The organism is Mesorhizobium sp. M0077 (assembly GCF_040322955.1).
Taxonomy (GTDB): Bacteria; Pseudomonadota; Alphaproteobacteria; order Rhizobiales; family Rhizobiaceae; genus Mesorhizobium.
On sequence record NZ_JAMYUL010000013.1, the window covers coordinates 1 to 19,733 of the forward strand.

The 19,733-nt window shown below is 63.5% G+C and carries 16 protein-coding genes and 1 tRNA gene; 7 read left to right on the forward strand and 10 right to left on the reverse strand.

Going from position 1 to position 19,733, the window contains the following annotated elements; translation table 11 throughout:
* Nucleotides 1–267: 267 nt before the first annotated feature.
* Nucleotides 268–1,500, reverse strand: a complete 1,233-nt coding sequence (locus NKJ57_RS22935; protein WP_352512719.1) for an ABC transporter substrate-binding protein — start codon at nt 1,498–1,500, stop codon at nt 268–270.
* Nucleotides 1,501–1,677: 177 nt separating this feature from the next.
* Between NKJ57_RS22935 and NKJ57_RS22940 the strand changes: the two genes are divergently transcribed.
* The 3 genes from NKJ57_RS22940 to NKJ57_RS22950 are packed head-to-tail and all read left to right on the forward strand — an operon-like array spanning nt 1,678 to nt 4,450.
* Nucleotides 1,678–2,448 (forward strand): SDR family oxidoreductase, encoded by a 771-nt coding sequence (locus NKJ57_RS22940; RefSeq protein ID WP_023755956.1) that lies wholly within the window; start codon nt 1,678–1,680, stop codon nt 2,446–2,448.
* 2 nt (nt 2,449–2,450) lie between these two features.
* A complete protein-coding gene (locus tag NKJ57_RS22945) occupies nt 2,451–3,518 on the forward strand; it encodes an ABC transporter ATP-binding protein (protein WP_352512721.1) in 1,068 nt (355 codons plus the stop codon).
* A 50-nt stretch (nt 3,519–3,568) separates the two neighbouring features.
* Nucleotides 3,569–4,450 carry a MurR/RpiR family transcriptional regulator gene (locus NKJ57_RS22950; RefSeq protein WP_023681445.1) on the forward strand — a complete coding sequence of 294 codons (882 nt, stop codon included), beginning with the start codon at nt 3,569–3,571 and terminating at the stop codon, nt 4,448–4,450.
* A gap of 3 nt (nt 4,451–4,453) precedes the next feature.
* Here NKJ57_RS22950 and NKJ57_RS22955 read toward each other — a convergent pair whose 3' ends face one another.
* Nucleotides 4,454–4,765 carry a DUF167 family protein gene (locus NKJ57_RS22955; RefSeq protein WP_352512723.1) on the reverse strand — a complete coding sequence of 104 codons (312 nt, stop codon included), beginning with the start codon at nt 4,763–4,765 and terminating at the stop codon, nt 4,454–4,456.
* A 13-nt stretch (nt 4,766–4,778) separates the two neighbouring features.
* Entirely contained in the window at nt 4,779–5,069 is a 291-nt protein-coding gene (locus NKJ57_RS22960; RefSeq protein ID WP_023668602.1) for a YggT family protein, read from the reverse strand.
* A 148-nt stretch (nt 5,070–5,217) separates the two neighbouring features.
* Here NKJ57_RS22960 and NKJ57_RS22965 point away from each other — a divergent pair.
* Nucleotides 5,218–5,293 (forward strand) — tRNA-Ala (locus NKJ57_RS22965).
* Nucleotides 5,294–5,393: 100 nt separating this feature from the next.
* On the opposite strand, the gene NKJ57_RS22970 is transcribed toward NKJ57_RS22965, so the two are convergent.
* Both NKJ57_RS22970 and NKJ57_RS22975 read right to left on the reverse strand, forming a co-directional pair.
* Nucleotides 5,394–7,355, reverse strand: a complete 1,962-nt coding sequence (locus tag NKJ57_RS22970) for an acyltransferase family protein (RefSeq protein WP_352512725.1) — start codon at nt 7,353–7,355, stop codon at nt 5,394–5,396.
* Nucleotides 7,356–7,459: 104 nt separating this feature from the next.
* Entirely contained in the window at nt 7,460–8,068 is a 609-nt protein-coding gene (locus NKJ57_RS22975) for a TetR/AcrR family transcriptional regulator (protein WP_023681448.1), read from the reverse strand.
* Between the two features lie 107 nt (nt 8,069–8,175).
* Between NKJ57_RS22975 and NKJ57_RS22980 the strand changes: the two genes are divergently transcribed.
* From NKJ57_RS22980 to NKJ57_RS22990, 3 genes are all read left to right on the forward strand, one after another.
* Entirely contained in the window at nt 8,176–8,862 is a 687-nt protein-coding gene (locus NKJ57_RS22980; protein ID WP_023681449.1) for a PspA/IM30 family protein, read from the forward strand.
* Nucleotides 8,863–8,973: 111 nt separating this feature from the next.
* Nucleotides 8,974–9,261: a YiaA/YiaB family inner membrane protein gene (locus NKJ57_RS22985; RefSeq protein ID WP_023668598.1), complete on the forward strand. Its 288-nt coding sequence runs from the start codon at nt 8,974–8,976 to the stop codon at nt 9,259–9,261.
* 91 nt (nt 9,262–9,352) lie between these two features.
* Nucleotides 9,353–12,778, forward strand: coding sequence for an acyl-[ACP]--phospholipid O-acyltransferase (locus NKJ57_RS22990; protein WP_023753216.1), 3,426 nt, complete (start codon nt 9,353–9,355; stop codon nt 12,776–12,778).
* A 48-nt stretch (nt 12,779–12,826) separates the two neighbouring features.
* On the opposite strand, the gene NKJ57_RS22995 is transcribed toward NKJ57_RS22990, so the two are convergent.
* The 5 genes from NKJ57_RS22995 to NKJ57_RS23015 form a co-directional block, all read right to left on the reverse strand.
* Nucleotides 12,827–14,041: a hypothetical protein gene (locus NKJ57_RS22995; RefSeq protein WP_023753215.1), complete on the reverse strand. Its 1,215-nt coding sequence runs from the start codon at nt 14,039–14,041 to the stop codon at nt 12,827–12,829.
* Between the two features lie 52 nt (nt 14,042–14,093).
* On the reverse strand, nt 14,094–15,044 hold the full coding sequence (locus NKJ57_RS23000; RefSeq protein WP_352512726.1) for a hypothetical protein: 951 nt from the start codon (nt 15,042–15,044) through the stop codon (nt 14,094–14,096).
* A 128-nt stretch (nt 15,045–15,172) separates the two neighbouring features.
* Nucleotides 15,173–16,954: an ABC transporter ATP-binding protein gene (locus NKJ57_RS23005; protein WP_352512727.1), complete on the reverse strand. Its 1,782-nt coding sequence runs from the start codon at nt 16,952–16,954 to the stop codon at nt 15,173–15,175.
* A 187-nt stretch (nt 16,955–17,141) separates the two neighbouring features.
* Nucleotides 17,142–18,086 (reverse strand): acetamidase/formamidase family protein, encoded by a 945-nt coding sequence (locus NKJ57_RS23010; protein ID WP_352512728.1) that lies wholly within the window; start codon nt 18,084–18,086, stop codon nt 17,142–17,144.
* Nucleotides 18,076–19,671: an ABC transporter substrate-binding protein gene (locus tag NKJ57_RS23015; protein ID WP_502902056.1), complete on the reverse strand. Its 1,596-nt coding sequence runs from the start codon at nt 19,669–19,671 to the stop codon at nt 18,076–18,078. Before NKJ57_RS23015 ends, NKJ57_RS23010 begins: the two co-directional genes overlap by 11 nt.
* Between the last annotated feature and the right edge of the window lie 62 nt (nt 19,672–19,733).

Consider the following 19,733-nt stretch of genomic DNA (forward strand, 5'->3'; position numbering starts at 1 on the left):
GTGCCGAGCGAAGCTCGACGGAGTGGGGGTCGACGGAGTGGATGTCGACCCTTGGGGCGCAAGGCGAGGTGATGTTTGCCCCTATTGCCCTTCCTATGTCCGTTCGCGGCGGTTGCCAGGTGGTTGGCCCCCCCCGTCGGGGGGGGGGGCGGGCCGCGGCCCCCCCCCCCGGGGGCCCGCCCCCCCCCCCCCCCCCCCCCCCCCCCGCGGTGGGGGGGTGGGGGGGGCCCCGCCGGGGCCCCCCCCCCGGGCGCAGGGAGATACGCCCTATTTCTTGATCACGGCGTTGGCCTTGGCAGCCGCTTCCTTCAAGCCTGCCTCGGGGTCGCCGCCGAGATAGATCTTCTGCATGGCATCCGAGGTGATCTGGGCGACTTCTTCCCAGCCGGGGATGACCGGTGCAAAGCGGGCGTCGGGCAGCAGCGCGGTGAACGCTGCCAGATCGGCATTGTTGACGTAATAGTCCATCTTGGCCTCTTCCTTGTTCACCGGCAGGAAGCCTTCGCCTTGCGTGAACTTGGCGCGCTGTTCGGTGGTGAACAGGAAGTCGAGCAGCTTCCAGGCCTCATCCTTGTTCTTGGAATTCTTGAACATGATGATGGAATCGGTGACGCCGTACGTGCCGCGCGCGCCGGTCGGTCCGGCGGGGATAGCGGCCACGCCATATTTCAGGTTCGGCGCCTCGTCCTTGATCTGGTTGGACAGGAAGGGCGCGGTGATCATCATGCCGACCTTGCCCTGCTTGAACAGGTTCTGGACGTCCTCGCGGTTGTTGGAGGTGACGCCGGGTTCCGTCAGGCCTTCGTCGATCATCGACTTGTAGAGCTTGGCGGCTTCGAGCGCGCCCGGCGTGCCGAGGCCCGACGTGCCATCCTTGTTGAGGATCTCGGTGCCTTGCGACCACATCGCATAATAGTAATAGACGTCGGTCTCGATCTCCTTGCCCTGCAGGCCGAAGCCGAAGGATCCGGTGCCCAGTGCCTTGATCTTGCGCGCATCCTCCTGCAGCTCGGTCCAGGTTGCCGGCGGGTTGGCGATTCCGGCCTTCTCGAACAATTCCTTGTTGTAGTACATGGCGCGCGCCGAGGCCGCGATCGGCAGGCCGTAGGTCTTGCCCTCCATGATCGAGGGCGACAGGAAGGTGTCGATGAAGCGGTCCTTGAACTCCGGCTTGATATAGCCGTCGAGCGGCTCGGCGACATCCTGCTGGACGAAATCGATCAGCCAGCGGGTGCCGATGATCGACAGGTCGGCATTGGTGCCGGCCGTGATGTCGGTGGTCAGCTTCTGCAGCAGCACGTCCCACGGCACAACTTCGAACTTGACGGTGATACCCGGGTTGGCTGCCTCGAATTCCTTTTTCACCGCTTCGAAATACGGGCCGGTCTTGGCGCTGTATTCGGCGACGGTTACGCGCACCTCGCCGGCACCTGCCTGCGCGGCCAGGGCGAGCAGGCTCATTCCGGCCATCAGGCCGACAGTCCATTTTGCAAGCTTCATTCGATCTCTCCCATTTGATTGCGCCTGCGCTCTTGCGGCTTCCAGGCGACCAAGGCTTTATGTGACTTTCCTACATTATCCATCATTTGACGCTGTGCAAGCGGATTATCCTGTTGCTTAATTACATTTCTTAAAATAGCGTTTTCCGATTATCGTAGATCCCAGGAGGCGCGCAGCGTGGTTTCAAAGGCCGAATTCGCAGGCAAGACCGTGCTGGTGACCGGCGCCGGCGGCGGGCTCGGCTCGGCTATTGTGGCGCTGCTGGCCGAACGAGGCGCGCGCGTCGTCGGCTGCGACCAGTCGCAAGACCAGCTCGGCAGTCCGCATCTGGCGTCGCGCCACGTCTTCGACCTTCTCGACCGGATCTCCACCGATGCCGCGATCACGGCGATCCTCGGGAAAGACGGCGTGCCCGACATCCTGATCAACAATGCCGGCTGGACGCGCGCCGAGACTCTTGCAGCGCTGACCCCCGACAAGATCACGCATGAGCTCGACCTCAATCTGACCGGGGTGATGCTGTTCGCCGATCCACTGATCAAGGCGATGGCCGCGCGCGGTTCGGGCAGCGTCGTCTTCATCTCTTCCGTCAACGCCATCGCCCACTTCGGCAACCCGGCCTATGCCGCAGCCAAGGCCGGCATCAATGCCTATGCCAAAGCGATCGCTGTGGAACTCGGCCGCAACGGGCTGCGCGCCAATGTCGTCTGCCCCGGCTCGATCCGCACCGCCGCATGGGACCATCGGTTGGCCAAGAACCCGGATGTTCTCGGCAAGCTCAAGCGGCTCTATCCCCTCGGCCGCATCGTCGACGCCACGGAAGTGGCCGAAGCGGTGGCCTTCCTTGTTTCGGATCGCGCATCGGGGATAACCGGCGCGGTGGTGCCGGTCGACGCCGGACTGACCGCCGGCTTCCTGCCCTTCATCGACGACATATTGGGAGCCTGACCATGACCGATGTCGAGTTCCGCGACCTGTCGAAATCCTTCGGACGCTACAAGATCCTCGAAAACATCAGCCTCGACATCAAGAGCGGCGAGTTCGTCGTGCTGGTCGGCCCTTCCGGCTGCGGCAAGTCGACCTTGCTGCGCATGCTGGCCGGGCTGGAGCCGATCACCGCAGGCGACCTCTTGATCGGCGGCGTGCGCGCCAACGATTTGCCGCCACAGCAGCGTAACATCGCGATGGTCTTCCAGTCCTATGCGCTGTTTCCGCACCTGAAAGCGGCCGACAATATCGGCTTTGGTCCCAAGATTCGCGGCGAGAGTCGCACGGCAATCGACGACAAGGTGAAAAAGGCCTCCGGCGTCCTCAACCTGTTCTCCTATCTCGACCGCTATCCCCGGGAGTTGTCGGGCGGCCAGCGCCAGCGCGTCGCCATGGGCCGCGCCATCGTGCGCGAACCCTCGGTGTTCCTGTTCGACGAGCCGCTCAGCAATCTCGACGCGCAATTGCGCGTGCAGATGCGCACCGAGATCAAGGCGCTGCACCAGCGGCTGAAATCGACCATCGTCTACGTCACCCACGACCAGATCGAGGCCATGACCATGGCCGACCGCATCGTGGTGATGGACCGCGGCAAGATCCAGCAGGTCGGCGCACCGCTGGAACTCTACGACCGTCCCGCCAACAAATTCGTCGCCTCCTTCATCGGCTCGCCGTCGATGAGTTTTGTCTCCGGCGCCCTGAAGACGACGCCCGAGAAAAGCTGGTTCGAATCGGCCGGGGGCGGACGTCTGGCACTTGCCGGCAAGACGGTGCCGGCTGGCAGCACGGTCGAGGCCGGCATACGGCCCGAACACTTCGTCATCGGCGAGGCTGTCGACGCGATGGCGATCAAGGTCGATGTCGTCGAGCCGACCGGCTCGGAAACCCATGTCTATGGCGCCATCGGCGCTAACACGGTGCGCGCCGTGTTCCGCGACCGGATCCAGGTCAAGCCGGGTGAAATGCTGCCGGTCTCGGTCGCGCCTGCAAACATCCATCTGTTCGACACGGCGACAGGCCTGCCGCTATGAGAGCGCCGGCATGACAACGAAAACACCACGATGAAGACGACAACCCAGAAATGAAAACGCCGGCCGACATCATCACGCGCCTGCAGCTGATGTCGCAGGACGGCACCAAATCGGACCGCCGCCTGGCCGGCCTCGTGCTGACCGATCTCGACTTCGCCTCCAAGGCGGCAATCTCGGAAATTGCGGCGCGCGTCGGCGTCAGCGAGCCGACGGTCACCCGTTTCTGCCGCAATCTCGGCTGCGAGGGTCTGCGCGATTTCAAATTCTACCTGGCGCAGGCGATTGCCATTGGCGGCCAGTATCTGTCGCCCGAACCGCTGAACCGCGACGCGCGCGAGCAGCGCATTGCGTCGGCCATCACCGAAGCGGCAATCGCCGCCATCCAGCGCGCCAGCGAAAACCTCGACATGAAGACGCTGGTGGGCGTGGCCGCGCGCATCGTCAGTTCGGGCAATGTGCTGTGCATCGGCTCCGGCGGCATTTCCTCGATGATGGCGACCGAGATGCAGAACCGGCTGTTTCGGCTCGGCGTGCCGGTGCTGGCGCAGATCGACGGGCAATTGCAGCGCATGTATGCCGCGGTCGCCACATCGGAGACGACGCTGATCGCGTTCTCGGTGTCCGGCTATGCGCGCTCGGTGATCGACGCCGTTCAGGTGGCCCAGCAATATGGCGCCACCACCATCGCCGTAACCCCGCCGGAATCAGCGCTGGCCAAGGCCGCCGATACCGTCATCCAGTTCCAGTCGCTGGAAGACGGCAACATCTACAAGCCGACCTCGTCGCGCTACGCGCTGCTTTCGATCGTCGACATGATCGTCACCTCGGTGGCCGAGACGCGCGGACCAAGGGTTCTGGAAAACCTGCGCCGCATCAAGCAGAGCGTGAACACGCTGAAGGTCGACGATCCAAAGTTGCCGTTGGGGGATTGAGGACTAACGGCCGAGCGCTTTGATGCTCGTCACCAGCGCCGCCGTTTCGCCATTCACGCGTAGCGTCTTCAAGCGAGCGGTAGCGCCAGCAACGACCGACACCGCCGATGCGGGAACTCCCAGCGCCTTGGCGACAAGTCTTTGCAATGCTTGATTGGCGGCGCCATTCTCCGGCACGGCGCGCACGCGCGCCTTCAAATGGCTGCACCCGCCGACGGAGGTTTCGACGGCTTCGAGCCTGTCCACAGAAGACTTCGGCGTCAGCCGGATAAACAGGTCGATGCCGTCAGCGCGCAAGCGGAATGGCGCGCTCATGCCATCGTCGGGTTCACAGGACCAGCGGCGCTATCGTGGTGAGAATGAGCTGCCTGAGAAAGAACAGGAGCAGAAGCAGGATGATCGGCGAGATGTCGACGCCGCCGAGGTCGGGCATGAATCGACGGATCGGCCGCAGCGCCGGCTCGGTTAGCCGGTAGAGCATGTTGCCGATGCTGCCGACAAATTGATTGCGCGAGTTGACGACGTTGAACGCATAGAGCCAGGAGAAGATCGCCGAGGCGATGATGACCCACCAGTACAGGTCCAGCGCCATGACGATTGTTTGAATGAGGGCGAGCATGCCGGTCTCCGATTGTTGCCGACATGTAGCCATTGCGCGCGAAACCGGCAAGGGCCGGTCGCCTACAAGCATCGGGCACAAGGGATTTCGGCAAAACCCCGCCTTGACAGGAAACCGCAGCCTTCGATAAATGCGCCATCCGCTGGACGGGGCTGTAGCTCAGCTGGGAGAGCGCGTCGTTCGCAATGACGAGGTCAGGAGTTCGATCCTCCTCAGCTCCACCAGCGGAATTTCCATTTCTTGCTCGTCCCGAAAAATATCTGGACTCTGTGCCTGCTGGAGCAACTTGGGAAAGCGCGTGGCCCTTTCGCTTTGGGAATCGCATCAGAGGCCGAGCCTGGGGGCGAGATAAGGCGCGAGCGCAAGCGAATAGGTGGCCGTCAAATGACCGGTGTCGCGCCAGACGATCATATTGCCGACGACCGCCGGGCATAGTTCCGGTCCGCACAAAGCGTCAGTCATATCGACGACGCGCACGTTTTTCTGACCCTCCGCGGCAAGCGCCAACAGGTTGTTGAGCTCGGCGTCGCTTCTTTTGGTGAAGCATTTTGCGGGCGTGGCGCTCAGGCAATCGCCGGGTTCGAATCGCATCAAGGGCGTGTTGCGGATGACGATGATCTGCGAACCTGCCTCGGTCAGTTCGCTCCAGACATTGCGCAGCCCCTCGATCATCAGGTCATCCGGAACCGATCCGGCGTTGGACTGGCTGGTGATGACGGCGAGCGGCCTGAGCTTTAAAATCTCAGCCAGCACTTTCTCCCTCCACTCGTAGCAAGATGGATACGGCTTGCCGTCCGACTTGGTGGGCGCACGCGCGAATGCGCAGGCGGATTTCGAGAAAGAAACCAGCTTGTATTTGCGGTCCCTGGCGATCTTGTTCAAGGCTGGACCCCATTGGGCAGCGTGGGAATCGCCAACGAGGACGATGGTTTTCGGGCCGGCGGGGTCGCCCAGCACGCATCCCACCGGTTTTGCGCCTTTGAGGTTCTGCTGACATCCCGCCGAGAACAACCTCGACACATCCCGCCTTAGCCTGGCCAGCGGCGGCAGGAGGTCCACATCGTCCGGAACCGCGGCGCCGGTCAGCAAGGCGGCAGGCCCGGGATAGGCCGGCGTGCCGATCAGCGTAATGTCGGTGCGTTGCGTCGTCACGAAATACAGCAGCCCCTCCGATGCCGCCACGCATGCCAGGACAGCGATGGTGCCGTACCCCAGCGGCTTCCACCAGGCACCCCGGGATTGCCGGCAGGGTTGTTCGACATAGCGATAAGACAGGTCCGACAGGACCACGGTCACCGCAATCAGGCCGGCACCACTGGCAAAGGTCAGCGAAAAGCCCTGTCCTAGGAAGAATGTGATCAACGGCCAATGCCAGAGATAGATCGAATAGGACCTATCGCCGATGAACCGAAGCGGCCACAAATCGAGCCCACGAAACCGACGGGCTTGGACTTCGCCAGCCAGGATGATGAGCACGGTGGCCAGGGTTGGCAGCAACGCACTGAGGCCAGGGAACGGTGTCGCCGCTGAAAACAGAAGAGCGGAGGCAAGGATGCCGCCGATGCCGGCAAGCGCCATCACCCGGCTTGCACCCGCGCCCAATCGAAACCGGTGCTCGCCAAGCACCAGCAGACCGCCCAGCGCCAATTCCCACAGGCGTGTATGGCTGACGAAATAAGCCTGTGCCGGATCTGTTTTCGTCAGGATGACCGAGGCGGTCAGCGATGCCAGGAAAACGAGCGACAATGTCGTCGCCAAGCATCGTCGCAAGGAGAGATGCCATCGCCGCGCCAGCCAGATCACGCCGATCATGAGCACCGGCCAGACGATGTAGAACTGCTCTTCTATGGAAAGCGACCAGTAATGCTGCACCGGCGTCGGCAGATTGTCGGCGTCGAGATAGCTGACTGCCTCGTGGGCCAGACGCCAGTTCTCGACATAGAGCGCGCTGGCCAGGATCTGGTTGGCCGTTTCCTCCCAGCGCGCCTTGGAAATGAACAGCAGCGTACCGAGCAGCGTCAGCAATAGCACCAGGATCGCTGCTGGCAGGAGCCGGCGGATTCGTCGCGAATAGAATTCGATCAGCGAGACGCGACCGTCGCGCAGCGCCATCTGCGCCAGCAGGCCGGTGATCAGATAGCCAGAGATGACGAAAAAGACGTCGACGCCGATATATCCGCCGGGAAGAGCATGGGGCCACAGGTGAAAGACGACGACCAGAGCGACGGCCAGTCCGCGCAACCCTTGTATTTCGGGTTGAAACCGGCGGTTCTGATCGATTGTCACCGGGTATCCCCCAACAGTCTCAGCCGGCCTGGATCAACCGGCCAGTCCCCGCCACGATCTTCATAAGGGCAGAGTGCCGTGAAGCAAGAGCCGATCGCAGCAGTTCATTCCCTTTCCGTCTCCAGCCCGCTCACCAGCGTGTCGACGAAACCCAGCAGCTCACTTTCGAGATCGGTGGACGCCAGGCCAATGAAACGGTCTTCGAGCGAGATGGCGACGATCCCATGCACGGCGGAGAACAGCGTGCGCGCGCGGGCCAAAAGCTCCGGCGTTGCCGCCGCCGGGAGCAGCGCCGCCAGCGGCTCGACCAGATGCTGGATCAGCACGGCATGTTCGGCCAGATGCCATCCGGGCACCGCCACGCCTGGCGCCATGCGATGCTCGAACAGCGCCTTCCACGCCATGCGGTTGCCGCGGGCGAAGCCGAGATAGGCCTTGGCCAGTGCCTTCAGCTTGGCCCTTGGCTCGGCGGCGGCGGTCGCCTCCTGTTCCAACGCCGCCCCAAGTCTTGCCAGCGTGATCGAATTGACGTGCAGGATGAGCTCGTCGAGGTCGGCGAAGGCCGTGTAGAGCGCGCCGAGCGCGCAGCCGGCATCGGCCGTGATGTCGCGTGCTCGCAGCCCGGCGAGCCCCAAGGACTGGATGCGCGCTTGCGCGGCCTCGATCAGCCTGCCTTTGAGATCCTCGCGTTTGGCGTCCCGTTTTGCGGTCATTAACCTTCCTTATGCGCAATTCATGAACACCGTTCATTTTCTCCTTGAACGCCGTTCACAATGTGCTACGTTGTGTCGTGAACAACGTTCATAGAGGAGAAACGGAAATGTTGAAACAGTTTTTTGCTCTCGTTCGCGGCCGAAGCTACGAAGCCGCCGAGGCGGTCGTCGACCGCAACGCGCTGATAATCCTGCGCCAGCAGATCCGCGATTGCGCCGACGCTATCGCGGCCGCCCGCCGGGCGGTTGCAATTGCCATCGCCCAGAACGAACAGGAAGTCGCGCAGTTCAAGAAGCTTGTCCTCCGCATCGACGATTTGGAGAAGCGCACGATCGCCGCGATCGAGCAGGGACAGAATGAACTGGCCCGCGAAGCCGCCGAAACCATCGCCATGCTGGAAGCCGAACGCGACGCCTCCGCCGAGGCGCAGAAAAGCTTCGGCACCGAGATCGAGCGTCTCAAGCGGATTATCCGCGTCTCCGAAATGCGCCTGCGCGAATTGCAGCGCGGCCAGCGCATCGTTGCCGCGGTCGACTCGACCCAGCGCCTGCGAGAAAGCGCGCCCGGCTCCAGCCTGTCGGCGCTCAGGGACGCCGAGGAGACGCTGCTGCGCCTGCGCACCAGGCAAAAGCAGATCGACGCCACCGCGGCCGCCATGGCCGAGATGGAACAGTCGGGCGATCCTGCCGCGGTCTCAGAGAAGCTTGCGGCCGCCGGCTGCGGCGCGCCGCTGAGAAGCAGCGCCGACGCCGTGCTCGAACGGCTCACGAAGACCATGACCAAGCCGGCCTGATCGTACCCGGCCTGATTGTTATCCAGTCTGATTGTATCCGGCCTGATTGTATCCAGCCTGAAACAGACCCACGCCCAACCAACCTAACCTTGAAACGAAAGGACCATATCGATGACCCCGAACACCTATTCCCCCAAGGACTCAAGCGCCTGGAAGACCTTCACCATGGCCAGTTTCGCCGTTGCCGCCACAATGATGGCCGGCGGCATCTACTTCATGGAGGCGAGCTTCGCCGCCAAGGGGTTTTATGCGATGGCCGCCATCATGCTCGTGCACACCTCGATCACCATCACCAAGACGCTGCGCGACTCGGAAGAGGCAAGCCGCTTCATCAACCGGCTGGAAGACGCCAAGACCGAGAAGTTGCTGATGGAAGTCAGCCGCAGTAACGAAGTGTAACCGGGTTCCCGCTAAACAAGGCTCAACGCGCAAGACCGCTGATCAATCCAGTCAGGATTTTCACCGGTCTTGCCCAATGGAAGTCGCCGCTATGGAAATCGCCCCGATCAACCGACCGACAGCTCATCTGATGACCTCCAGGCGCTTTGCGCCCTTGTTCTGGACGCAGTTCCTGTCCGCCTTCAACGACAATTTCCTCAAGAACACGCTGGTGTTCCTTATTCTGTTCACGCTGGCGGCGGACCAGGCGGCATCACTGGTCACCTTGGCGGGCGCCGTCTTCATGGCCCCCTTCCTGCTCCTGTCGGCGCTCGGCGGCGAGCTCGCCGACCGCTTCGACAAGGCTCTCATAGCCAAGCGTCTGAAATTCGCCGAGATCGCCGCGGCGGGTGTCTCCGTCGTCGGCATCGCCCTGTCGTCGATTCCCGTGCTGATGACGGCGCTGTTGATGTTCGGCATCATCTCGGCGCTGTTCGGACCGATCAAATACGGCATCCTGCCCGATCACCTCGAACGCAAGGAACTGCCCAAGGCCAACGCCTGGATCGAGTCAGCCACGTTTGCCGCGATTCTCGGCGGCACCATAGCCGGCGGCGTCGTTTCCGCCGATGGCATCGGCGTCGCGGTGTTCGGACCGATCATGATGGCGCTCGCCGTCGGTTGCTGGCTCGTCAGCCGCTACATCCCGTCCACCGGTTCGGCGGCGCCCGACCTTGTCATCGACAAGAACATCTTCCGCTCGACCTGGCGCCAGGTCGCCGAATTGCGCACCGACACACGCATCTGGCGCGCCGGCCTGATGACGTCGTGGTTCTGGCTGATCGGCGCCATCGTGCTCTCGCTCCTGCCGGTGCTGATCAAGGATTCGCTCGGCGGCAACGAAATGGCCGTCACCGTCTACCTCGCCGTGTTCGCCGTCTCGATCGCCATCGGTTCGGCCATCGCCGCCTGGATGTCGCAGGGCCGCATCGTGCTGTTGCCGGCACCGGTCGGCACGGCGCTGCTCGCCCTGTTCGGCCTGCATCTCGCCTGGACCATCTCCGGCATGACGCCGTCGCCCCAGGCGGAAACCCTTGGCGCGTTCTTCGCCGGCCCAAACACGGTCCGCGTCGCCATCGACCTCGCCGGCATGGCCATTGCAGCCGCTTTCCTGGTGGTGCCGACCTTCGCCGCCGTGCAGGCCTGGTCGCCCGAAGCGCGGCGCGCCCGGGTCGTCGCCGCCGTCAGTATCGTCAATGCCGGCTTCATGACTGGCGGCGGCATCATCATGGCCCTGATCCAGACGAAGGTCTCGACCGGCGGCATCCTGTTCGGCCTCGTCGCGGCCAATGCGATTGCCGCCTGGCTGATGCTGAAATATTTGCCGACGAACCCCTTCCGTGACTTCGTCTCCATCCTGTTTCGCGCTTTCCTGCGCCTCGAAGTCGAGGGCATGGAAAACCTCAAGGCGGCCGGCAAGGCGCCGATCCTGGCGCTCAACCATGTCAGCTTCCTCGACGGTCCGCTCGCCTTGACGCTGACCGATGAGGAACCGGTCTTCGCCATCGACTACACCATTGCCCAGGCTTGGTGGATGAAGCCGTTCATGAAACTTGCCCGCGCTTTGCCGCTCAACCCGGCCAAGCCGATGTCGACCCGCACGCTGATCAAGATCGTGCAGGGCGGCGACCCGCTGGTGATCTTCCCGGAGGGACGCATCACCGTGACCGGCGGCCTGATGAAGGTCTATGACGGCGCCGCCATGGTTGCCGACAAGACCGGCTCGATGGTTGTGCCGGTGCGCATCGACGGGCTGGAGAAGACCTACTTCTCGCGACTGAGCTCGCAGCATGTGCGCCGCCGCCTGTTCCCGAAGGTCAAGGTGACCATTCTGGAACCGGTCAAGCTCGAGGTGCCGCAGGAGCTGAAGGGCCGCAAGCGCCGCGCCGCGGCGGGTTCCGCGCTCTACCAGGTGATGTCGGATCTCGTTTTCCGCACCCAGGACATCGACAAGACCGTACTGGAAAAGATCATCGAGACGGCGAACGAACGCGGCATGAATCAGCTCGCAGTTCAGGATCCGGTCACCGGTTCTCTCAGCTACAGCAAGCTGCTCACGGCTGCCGCCGTGCTTGGTGAGAAGTTCCAGAACCTTTATGCCGACCAGCAGACGCTGGGCATCATGCTGCCCAACGCCAACGGCTCTTGCGCGACGCTGCTCGGCGTCATGTCCGCCGGCAAGGTTCCGGCGATGATGAACTTCACCGCAGGTGCTGCCAATATTCTGTCCGCCTGCAAGGCCGCCGAAGTCCGCACCGTGCTGACGTCCCGCGCGTTCGTCGAACAGGCAAAGCTCGGCGCTGTAGTCGAGGAACTCGGTCGCTCGGTCGACATCGTGTGGCTCGACGATCTCAGAAAGACCATCAGTCTCAAGGATAAGCTGCTCGGCTTGCTGCGCAAGTCGACGCCGCGCGCGAAACGCAAGCCCGGCGATGCGGCGGTGATCTTGTTCACCTCGGGTTCGGAAGGCACGCCGAAGGGCGTCGTTCTGACCCACCGCAACATCCTGGCCAACGCCGCCCAGGCGGCGTCGCGTATCGACTTCCATTCGGGCGACAAGGTGTTCAACGTGCTGCCGATCTTCCACTCCTTCGGCATGACCGCGGGCACGGTGCTGCCGTTGATCTCCGGCGTGCCGGTCTATTTCTACCCCTCGCCGCTGCACTACCGCCTCGTGCCGGAACTGATCTACGGCTCGAACGCGACGATCATCTTCGGCACCGACACCTTCCTCTCCGGCTATGCCCGCACCGCGCACCCCTACGACTTCCGCTCGATACGCTATTGTTTTGCCGGCGCGGAGCCGGTCAAGACAGCGACGCGCATGACCTATATGGAGAAGTTCGGCGTCCGCATACTCGAGGGCTATGGCGTCACCGAGACGGCGCCGGTGATCTCCATCAACACGCCGATGTACAATCGCTCTGGAACCGTCGGCAAGATCATGCCCGGCATGGAATACCGCCTCGATCCCGTCCCCGGCGTCGACGAAGGCGGCCGGCTGTTCGTGCGCGGCCCCAATGTCATGGCCGGTTATCTCCGGGCCGAGAAGCCCGGCGTGCTCGAACCGCTGGAGGACGGCTGGCATGATACGGGCGACGTCGTCGCTATCGACGAAGGCGGCTTCATCACCATTCGCGGCCGCGCCAAGCGCTTCGCCAAGATCGGCGGCGAGATGATCTCGCTCGCCGCTGTCGAAGCGCTGGCCGGCGAATTGTGGAAGGGCTCGCTGTCGGCGGTCGCCACGGTGCCCGACGCGCGCAAGGGCGAAAAGCTGATCCTCATCACTGAGGCATCCGGCGCCACACGAGCGGAATTCCTCGCCTACGCCAAGGCCAACGGCGCCATGGACCTGATGGTCCCGGCCGAAGTGCGGGTGGTCTCAAAGGTACCGGTCCTTGGCTCCGGCAAGCTCGACTTCGCCGCCGTGACAAAAATGGTGCGCGACGAAGAGGCCTTGAAGACCAAGGCCGCCTGACCCGGCTACGGCAACGGGCCGACGCAAGAGCCGGCCCGTTCAGTATGATCAACCCTTCGCATGCCGCTGCGAGATCAGCATCGCCATGCGCTGGACTGCCCGCAGCTCCATTTCCACGCCCGGCGACGATGCCAGCGCCGGCATGTTGAGCGCCACCACGGTCAACGGCTCGAGCGTCGCCAGCAGCACATGGGTCGCCTCAAATTTCTCGAACAGCCAGGCCAGCTGCTCGCGTATATCCTGGTCGACTGGCGCCCCCGGCTGCGTATCGGCGAGCGAGCGCACGGGCTCCTGCTCTAGTGCACGGGCCAGCACCTTCAGGTCGAAATCACCGAGGTCGGCTGCCGGCAGGATCAGCGCACCGTCGACAAGAATATGGCTCTGCAGGCCGCGCAGGAAGCGCGCCGAATCGGTGAGGTCGCCCTCGGCCATATGCTTCAGCAACGAGTCGCGGCGCTTCTCCGCGGTGAGGCTGACGCTGTCATTGTAGATGACTGCCAGCAGCGTCGCCGACAGCACGATCACCACGCCCTGCACACTGCCGCGCCAGCCGAGATCGTCGATGCCGCCCAGCGCCAGCCCGGCGAAAACCGAGCTCAGCGTAATCACGGTAAAGGCGCCGATCGTGTCGCGATGGCCGAGGCTCGCGCGTCCAAGGCCGATCGTCAGCCAGCACAGGAACAGGATGGCGATGCCGCCAAGCCGAACCGGCACTTCGAACAGGCCGGGCCGGTAGTCGGTGACCATGAACGGAATGATCAACAGCAGCGACAGCGCCATGCGCTCGACCGTGCGGTTTTCGGCCGCCGACAGGCTGTCGCGATCGCGCGTCATCACCAGCCAGCCGATGGCGAGAAAACCTCCGAACTGGAAGGCAAGTAGTACCGCCATTCGCCATGGTTCAGCGAAACGTGCCGGGATCGGCGCCAGAAGGAAGAACAGCAGGGCACCGCCGGCGGCGAACAATTTGAGAGCGAACGGCGCGTGCCGGCGCAGCAGGCCTTCGGTCAGCAGCAGTGCGGCCAGCGGCAGCAGACCCGCCGCCGTGATGGTGACGAACCGGAAAAAGGCAAGACCCGTGGTCCAGTCGAGGATGCGGCAGGCAAGCAGCACTGCCAGCACCTTGAGGCCGAATAGAAAGCGCCGCGACAGCGGATCGCCCGTGTCGCGCCCGCCTATGATCGATATCACGACAAGCAGGCCAACCAGCGCCGCTAGCGAGGTGATGGTGTCGGCGACGAGCGTGCCGTCGAGGTTCATCATCGGCCGGCTGCCATCAGCTTGCGGATAAACCGAGACGCCACGAATGAAGCCATCAGCGTGTCCATGGTCTCAGCACATTCCATTGGCGGGTGCTATCGGCCCAGTGAACCACCGGCAGCACCAGCCGCTGCAGCGTGGCGGCCGCGCCGGCCACGGCAAGTGCTGCAAGCGAGCGGCGCGGAACCGTGTCGGCGAGAAAGGTGCGCGCCGACTGGAAGCTCATCTGGCCGATCTGCAGCACATCGTCGCCGCGCCCGTAGTCGAGTTCCTTGCGGCAGAACTCGTTAAAGGTCTCCTCGCGGTGCTTGGCCGTCTCGTCGAAGGTTTTCTTCAGATCGTCCGAGCCGCCCGTATAGGCATTGGTGATGACGAAACGCTCTTCGTCGAAACCCGCTTCGGGGCCGACACCGAAGACATGGCGATGGCGCGCCATGATCTGCCGCGCCAGAAGCACATGGGTAAGCGAGCGGCGCGCGCCGGCATGCGGTCCTGGGAACACATTGCTGAACGCCTCCGCGACCATGCCGACGACAGCGGGTACCTGGGTGACATTGGAAATCCAGATCGGCCGCAGCTGGTTGCGCAGGAACATCAGGAAGCAGGTCAGGCCGTAAAGGATCCAGCTCAGCCCGCGGCTGCGCTCGTCCGGATCGATCATGACCAGACCGAGGTGCAAGACTTCATAGGGCTTGCCGGCCAGCGAGATCTCCATCAGCGCCAGCGCGTTGAAGGCGATCGGTCGCCCGTCGCTGCGGCGATAGACGATGGTGATGATGGAATGCTCCAGCCGGGTGCGGTCGCCGGAAAACACGCCATAGGTCAGGCTGCCGAACTTCAGTGTCTTGGACGCTACCAGCCGCAGATCGCTGCTCAGCTGCTCCAGTTCGGCAGCCTTCATCCAGCGCCCGGGCCGCTCCACGACGCGCGTCTCGTAGTCGGCGGATACGCGCATGCGCACATCCATGAACCGACCCGGCAGCAGCTGCAGAACCGCCTTGAGCACTATTTTTCCCCGTGGCAAGAACGCCGACCGTATAGTGGCCGCCGTCCACCTAAAACGCGGTAAACCCGAGACGGCAGTTCTTGGTTGTACTCAACAAAGTAAAAGAACAGCTGCCAGCCAGTGCGGGCTCAGCTTTCCGCAGCAACCAGATGGCCGCCGCCGACATCGTTCAGCGCCAGCTTCAGCGGCGCCTCCCCGATCCTGCGGGTGGCGCTCGGGATTTCCTGGTCGAGGCGCGCGAAGCGCGTTCTGCGCTGCGCCGGATCGGGCACCGGCACGGCGTCGATCAGCCGCCTGGTGTAGGGATGGCGCGGGTTGGAAAACACCTGGTCGCGCGTGCCCATCTCGACGATCTGGCCGAGATACATGACGGCAACGCGGTCGGAAATATTCTCGACCACCGCCATGTCGTGCGAGATGAAGAGATAGGCGACGCCGAATTCGCGCTGCAATTCCTTCAGGAGATCGAGCACGCGCGCCTGCACCGAAACGTCGAGGGCCGAGACACTTTCGTCGGCGATGATCAGTTTTGGTCGGAGCGCCAGCGCCCGTGCAATGCAGACGCGCTGGCGCTGGCCGCCGGAGAATTCATGCGGATAGAGCTCCATCTGGGCGGCCGACAGGCCGACGCGCTCGAACAGCGCCGCCACCCGTTCCCGGCGCTCGTCCTTCGAAGCGATGCCATGGATCACCAGCGGCTCGGCAACGAGGTCGCCGACGCGCATGCGCGGATCGAGCGAGGCGAAGGGATCCTGGAAAATCATCTGGACGTCACGGCGCACCGCCTTGCGCTCGTCGCGGCCAAGACCGGAGAGATTGCGCCCGCCAATGACGATGTCGCCGCTATACGGCGCCAGTCCGGCCAGCGCCTTGGCGGTCGTCGACTTGCCGCAGCCAGATTCGCCGACCAGAGCGAGCGTTTCGTTGGGCGCGATCGAGAAGCTGACGCCCTCGACGGCGTGGACGCGGCGGGTGACCTGGCCAAAGATGCCGCCACGCAGATCGAAGCGGACATGCAGGTCGTTGACCTCGGCGACTTTGGCCGGTTTCAAGACGTCAATCGCATCCCTGGATTTCTGTCGACCGACACCACTGCCGATGCGCGGCACGGCAGCCAGCAGTTCGCGCGTATAGTCGGCCTGCGGGCGGGCAAAAATATCCGATGTCGTGCCTTCTTCGACCATGCGGCCGTCGCGCATGACGATGACCCGGTCGGCCATTTCGGCAACCACGCCCATATCGTGGGTGATCAGGATGACGCTGGTGCCATGCTGGCGCTGCAGGTCGCGCAACAGCTCCAGCACTTCGCCTTGCACGGTGACGTCGAGCGCCGTCGTCGGCTCATCGGCGATCAGCACGTCGGGCTCGAGCGCCAGCGCCATGGCGATCATCACCCGCTGGCGCATGCCGCCGGAGAGTTCGTGCGGAAACTGCTTTAACCGGCTTTCCGCCTCCGAAATGCGCACCGCCTTCAGTGACTCGACGGCGCGCTGGCGGGCCTCGGCCCGCGACAGGCTGGTATGCGCCTCGATGGATTCCGTCAGCTGCCGGCCGATCGACAGCACCGGGTTGAGCGAGGTCATCGGCTCCTGGAAAATCATGGCGATGCGGTCACCGCGAATGCGGCGCATCTGGCGCTCGTCGAGCGTTGCGAGATCGGTGTCACCCCGATTCCCATCACGAAGTCGGATGGAGCCAGACGATATGCGCGCGGCCGGCTGCGGCAAAAGCTGCATGATGGCCAAAGCCGTCATCGATTTGCCGGAACCGGATTCGCCGGCAATGCAGAGCGTCTCGCCGCGCGCCAGCGTCAGCGACAGGTTGGAGACAACCTGGCGTTCGCCGTCCTCGCCGCGCACGCTGACGCAGAGGTTGGCGATGGAGAGGACGGGGGTGTCGGCGAGGGTCATTGTAGGTGGAGCCCTGCGACGGATTGGTTCCGTCGCACCATTCGCACAGACCTTGGCGCTGACCCCCACCCGGACCTCCGGTCCGACCTCCCCACAAGGGGGAGGTAGGGCGGCAGCGCTTTACCCTCCCCCTTGTGGGGAGGGTCGCTGCGAAGCAGCGGGGTGGGGGTGCAGCGCCGACCTGACATCATTCGAACACGCAACGCGGAAAATAGAACGACACCACCCAATTCGGCATGTCGACGATCTCGCTGATGCGAAGATCGCCGCACACCGAAACCAGCATGTAGGCCTCGACCGGGTCGATCTTGTAGCGCCCAGCGAGCAGATCGACCATCTGCGCCACCGCCTCCTTGGCGCCGGTCATCAGGTCCGGCCCGATGCCCGTCGTCACCTCATAGCCTTTGGCATCAAGGTGGCGCGTCACCGGGCCCGGCGTGGTGAAGCGCGGCGTCTTCAGCCTGGCGTCTTTGACAAGGTCGAGCTTGAGCACGACGTCCATCGAGCTCTCGATCGCCGTGCCGCAGACCTCGCCATCGCCTTGTGCGGCGTGCGTATCGCCGACCGAGAACAGCGCGCCGGCCACCTCAACCGGCAGATAGAGCGTCGTGCCGGCAGCGAGATCGCGGATGTCGAGATTGCCGCCGACCCGCCGTGGCGGCACCACCGAGTGAAGCCCCATCTCAGCCGGCGCATTGCCGATGGTGCCGGCGAACGGCTTCAGTGGCACGCGCGCGTTTTTCCCGAACAGCGCCGGTTCGAGCGCGGCTGCATCGTATTTCCAGATGTTCAGCGCCGGTTCCGTGAAGTCATCGGCGAGCAGGCCGAAACCGGGAATGTTCGCCGTCCAACCGAAGCCGGACGGTTTGAACATCTCGATCGTCACCTTGAGCGCGTCACCCGGCTCGGCGCCCTCGACGAAGATCGGCCCGGTCACCGGGTTGACCCCGGCGAAGTCGAGCTTGACGATTTCGGCGACCGTGCTGTCGGCGTTCAGCTGGCCGCCAGCGGCATCGAGGCACTGGAACTCGATGGTCGCGCCGGGCGCCACCCGCTCGGCCGGGACAAAGGAATTGTCCCAGCCGAAATGGTGATGGCGCCCATGGATGGTGTAGTCGCAGCTATTGCACATCTTTTACGTACACATTGTCATAGTTGATCGGGATATGGACCGGGTCGACATAGAGGTTGTCGGCGCCGCCCATTCGGGCGGATTTCATGGTGAAGCGCTGTTCGTTGAAGACCGGCGCCCAGGGCGCGTCTTCCATCACCTTGTCGTAGATGGCGCTCCACATCTTGTCGCGTTCGCCGGCCTTTGCCGGGTCGACCACAGAATCCGCCTCGGCCGCCTTGGCGTCGAGGTCCTTATTGCAGTACCACGACCAGTTCCAGCCGCCCGGCACCGCGCCGGCGCAGCCGAGGATCGGGCCGTAGAAATTCGACGGATCGGGGAAGTCGGCGATCCAGGCCATGCCGCCCGACCAGATCATCGGCGCGCCGGCCTTGTCACCGCCGGCGGCGATGACATTGGCCTGCGCCAGCGACTGGATGCTGGCCTTGATGCCGATGGCCGCCAGGTCCTGCTGGATCGCCTGGGCAATGCGCGGGTTGGGATCGGTGTTCATGGCGAACAGCTGCGTGTCGAAACCATCGGGATGACCGGCCTCGGCCAGCAGCGCCTTGGCCTTGGCTACGTCATAGGGATAACCTTTGTAGTCCTTGTCGTAGCCCGGCATCGACGGCGGCAGCGGCTGGTTGGCCGGCACGGCGCGGCCGTTGATGATCTGGATGATGCGCGCCTTGTTGAGCGCCATGTTGACGGCCTGACGCACCTTAACATTGTCGAACGGCGCCATGGTGGTGTTCATGGTGACGTAGCCGGTGTGCAGCTGACCGCCTTCGACGACACGCGCCTTCTGCTCGGGATCGGCCATCACCTCCTGGAACTTGGCCGGCGGAATGCCGTCGCCGGGAACATCGATCTCGCCCTTCTGCAAGCGCAGCAGCGCCACGATCGGCTCCTGGCCGATCTCGAAGGTGATCTTGTCGAGATGCGGCAGGCCCTTGTGCCAATAGTCCGCATTGCGCTCGAAGACGATGCGCTGTCCCAGCGTCCACTCGGCGAGCTTGAAGGCGCCGGTGCCGACCGGATGCTTGCCGAAATCGGCGCCATATTTCTCGACCTCTTCCTTCGGCACGACATGGGCGAAATTGATGGCCATGACATGCAGGAAGGTGGCGTCGGGCCGGGTCAGTTCGAACTTGACCGTGTAGGGGTCGACGACGGTGACACCGGACAGGCCTTCGGCCTTGCCGGCGGCGACATCGTCATAGCCCTTGATCGAGCCGAAGAAGCCGGCGCCGGGGCTCTGCGTCTTCGGATTGGTGACGCGGTCGAGCGAATATTTCACGTCGTCGGCCGTCATCTCGCGGCCATTGTGGAATTTCACGCCATGGCGCAGCTTGAAGGTGAAGGTCTGGCCGTCGGGCGAAATCTCGTAGCTTTCTGCCAGATCGGGCTTCAAATTGGTGGTGCCCGGCTCGTAATCCATCAGCCCATCGAACAGGCTCTTGATCATCGACCAGTTCTGCCAGTCATAGCCGATCGCCGGATCGAGGGTCGCAACATCGTCCTTGTAGGTGATGGTGATGGCGCCGCCTTGCTTGGCGTTGGGATCGACCGTGTCTTCGGCGCGGACGCTTGTCATGCCGAGCATGAGGGCCAAGGCCGATGCCGCGACTGTGGATGCGAGAAACTTTTTCATTGTTGTGTTCCCTT

Bases quoted from the DNA above. Each gene is read 5' to 3' on its own strand.
- NKJ57_RS22980 (WP_023681449.1), top strand. From the start codon at position 8,176: ATGTTGAAACAGTTTTTTGCTCTCGTTCGCGGCCGAAGCTACGAAGCC.
- NKJ57_RS22975 (WP_023681448.1), bottom strand. From the start codon at position 8,068: ATGACCGCAAAACGGGACGCCAAACGCGAGGATCTCAAAGGCAGGCTG.
- NKJ57_RS23010 (WP_352512728.1), bottom strand. From the start codon at position 18,086: ATGTGCAATAGCTGCGACTACACCATCCATGGGCGCCATCACCATTTC.
- NKJ57_RS23005 (WP_352512727.1), bottom strand. From the start codon at position 16,954: ATGACCCTCGCCGACACCCCCGTCCTCTCCATCGCCAACCTCTGCGTC.
- NKJ57_RS22995 (WP_023753215.1), bottom strand. From the start codon at position 14,041: ATGATGAACCTCGACGGCACGCTCGTCGCCGACACCATCACCTCGCTA.
- NKJ57_RS22950 (WP_023681445.1), top strand. From the start codon at position 3,569: ATGAAAACGCCGGCCGACATCATCACGCGCCTGCAGCTGATGTCGCAG.
- NKJ57_RS22945 (WP_352512721.1), top strand. From the start codon at position 2,451: ATGACCGATGTCGAGTTCCGCGACCTGTCGAAATCCTTCGGACGCTAC.
- NKJ57_RS22935 (WP_352512719.1), bottom strand. From the start codon at position 1,500: ATGAAGCTTGCAAAATGGACTGTCGGCCTGATGGCCGGAATGAGCCTG.
- NKJ57_RS22990 (WP_023753216.1), top strand. From the start codon at position 9,353: ATGGAAATCGCCCCGATCAACCGACCGACAGCTCATCTGATGACCTCC.
- NKJ57_RS22955 (WP_352512723.1), bottom strand. From the start codon at position 4,765: ATGAGCGCGCCATTCCGCTTGCGCGCTGACGGCATCGACCTGTTTATC.
- NKJ57_RS23015 (WP_502902056.1), bottom strand. From the start codon at position 19,671: ATGCTCGGCATGACAAGCGTCCGCGCCGAAGACACGGTCGATCCCAAC.
- NKJ57_RS22985 (WP_023668598.1), top strand. From the start codon at position 8,974: ATGACCCCGAACACCTATTCCCCCAAGGACTCAAGCGCCTGGAAGACC.
- NKJ57_RS22960 (WP_023668602.1), bottom strand. From the start codon at position 5,069: ATGCTCGCCCTCATTCAAACAATCGTCATGGCGCTGGACCTGTACTGG.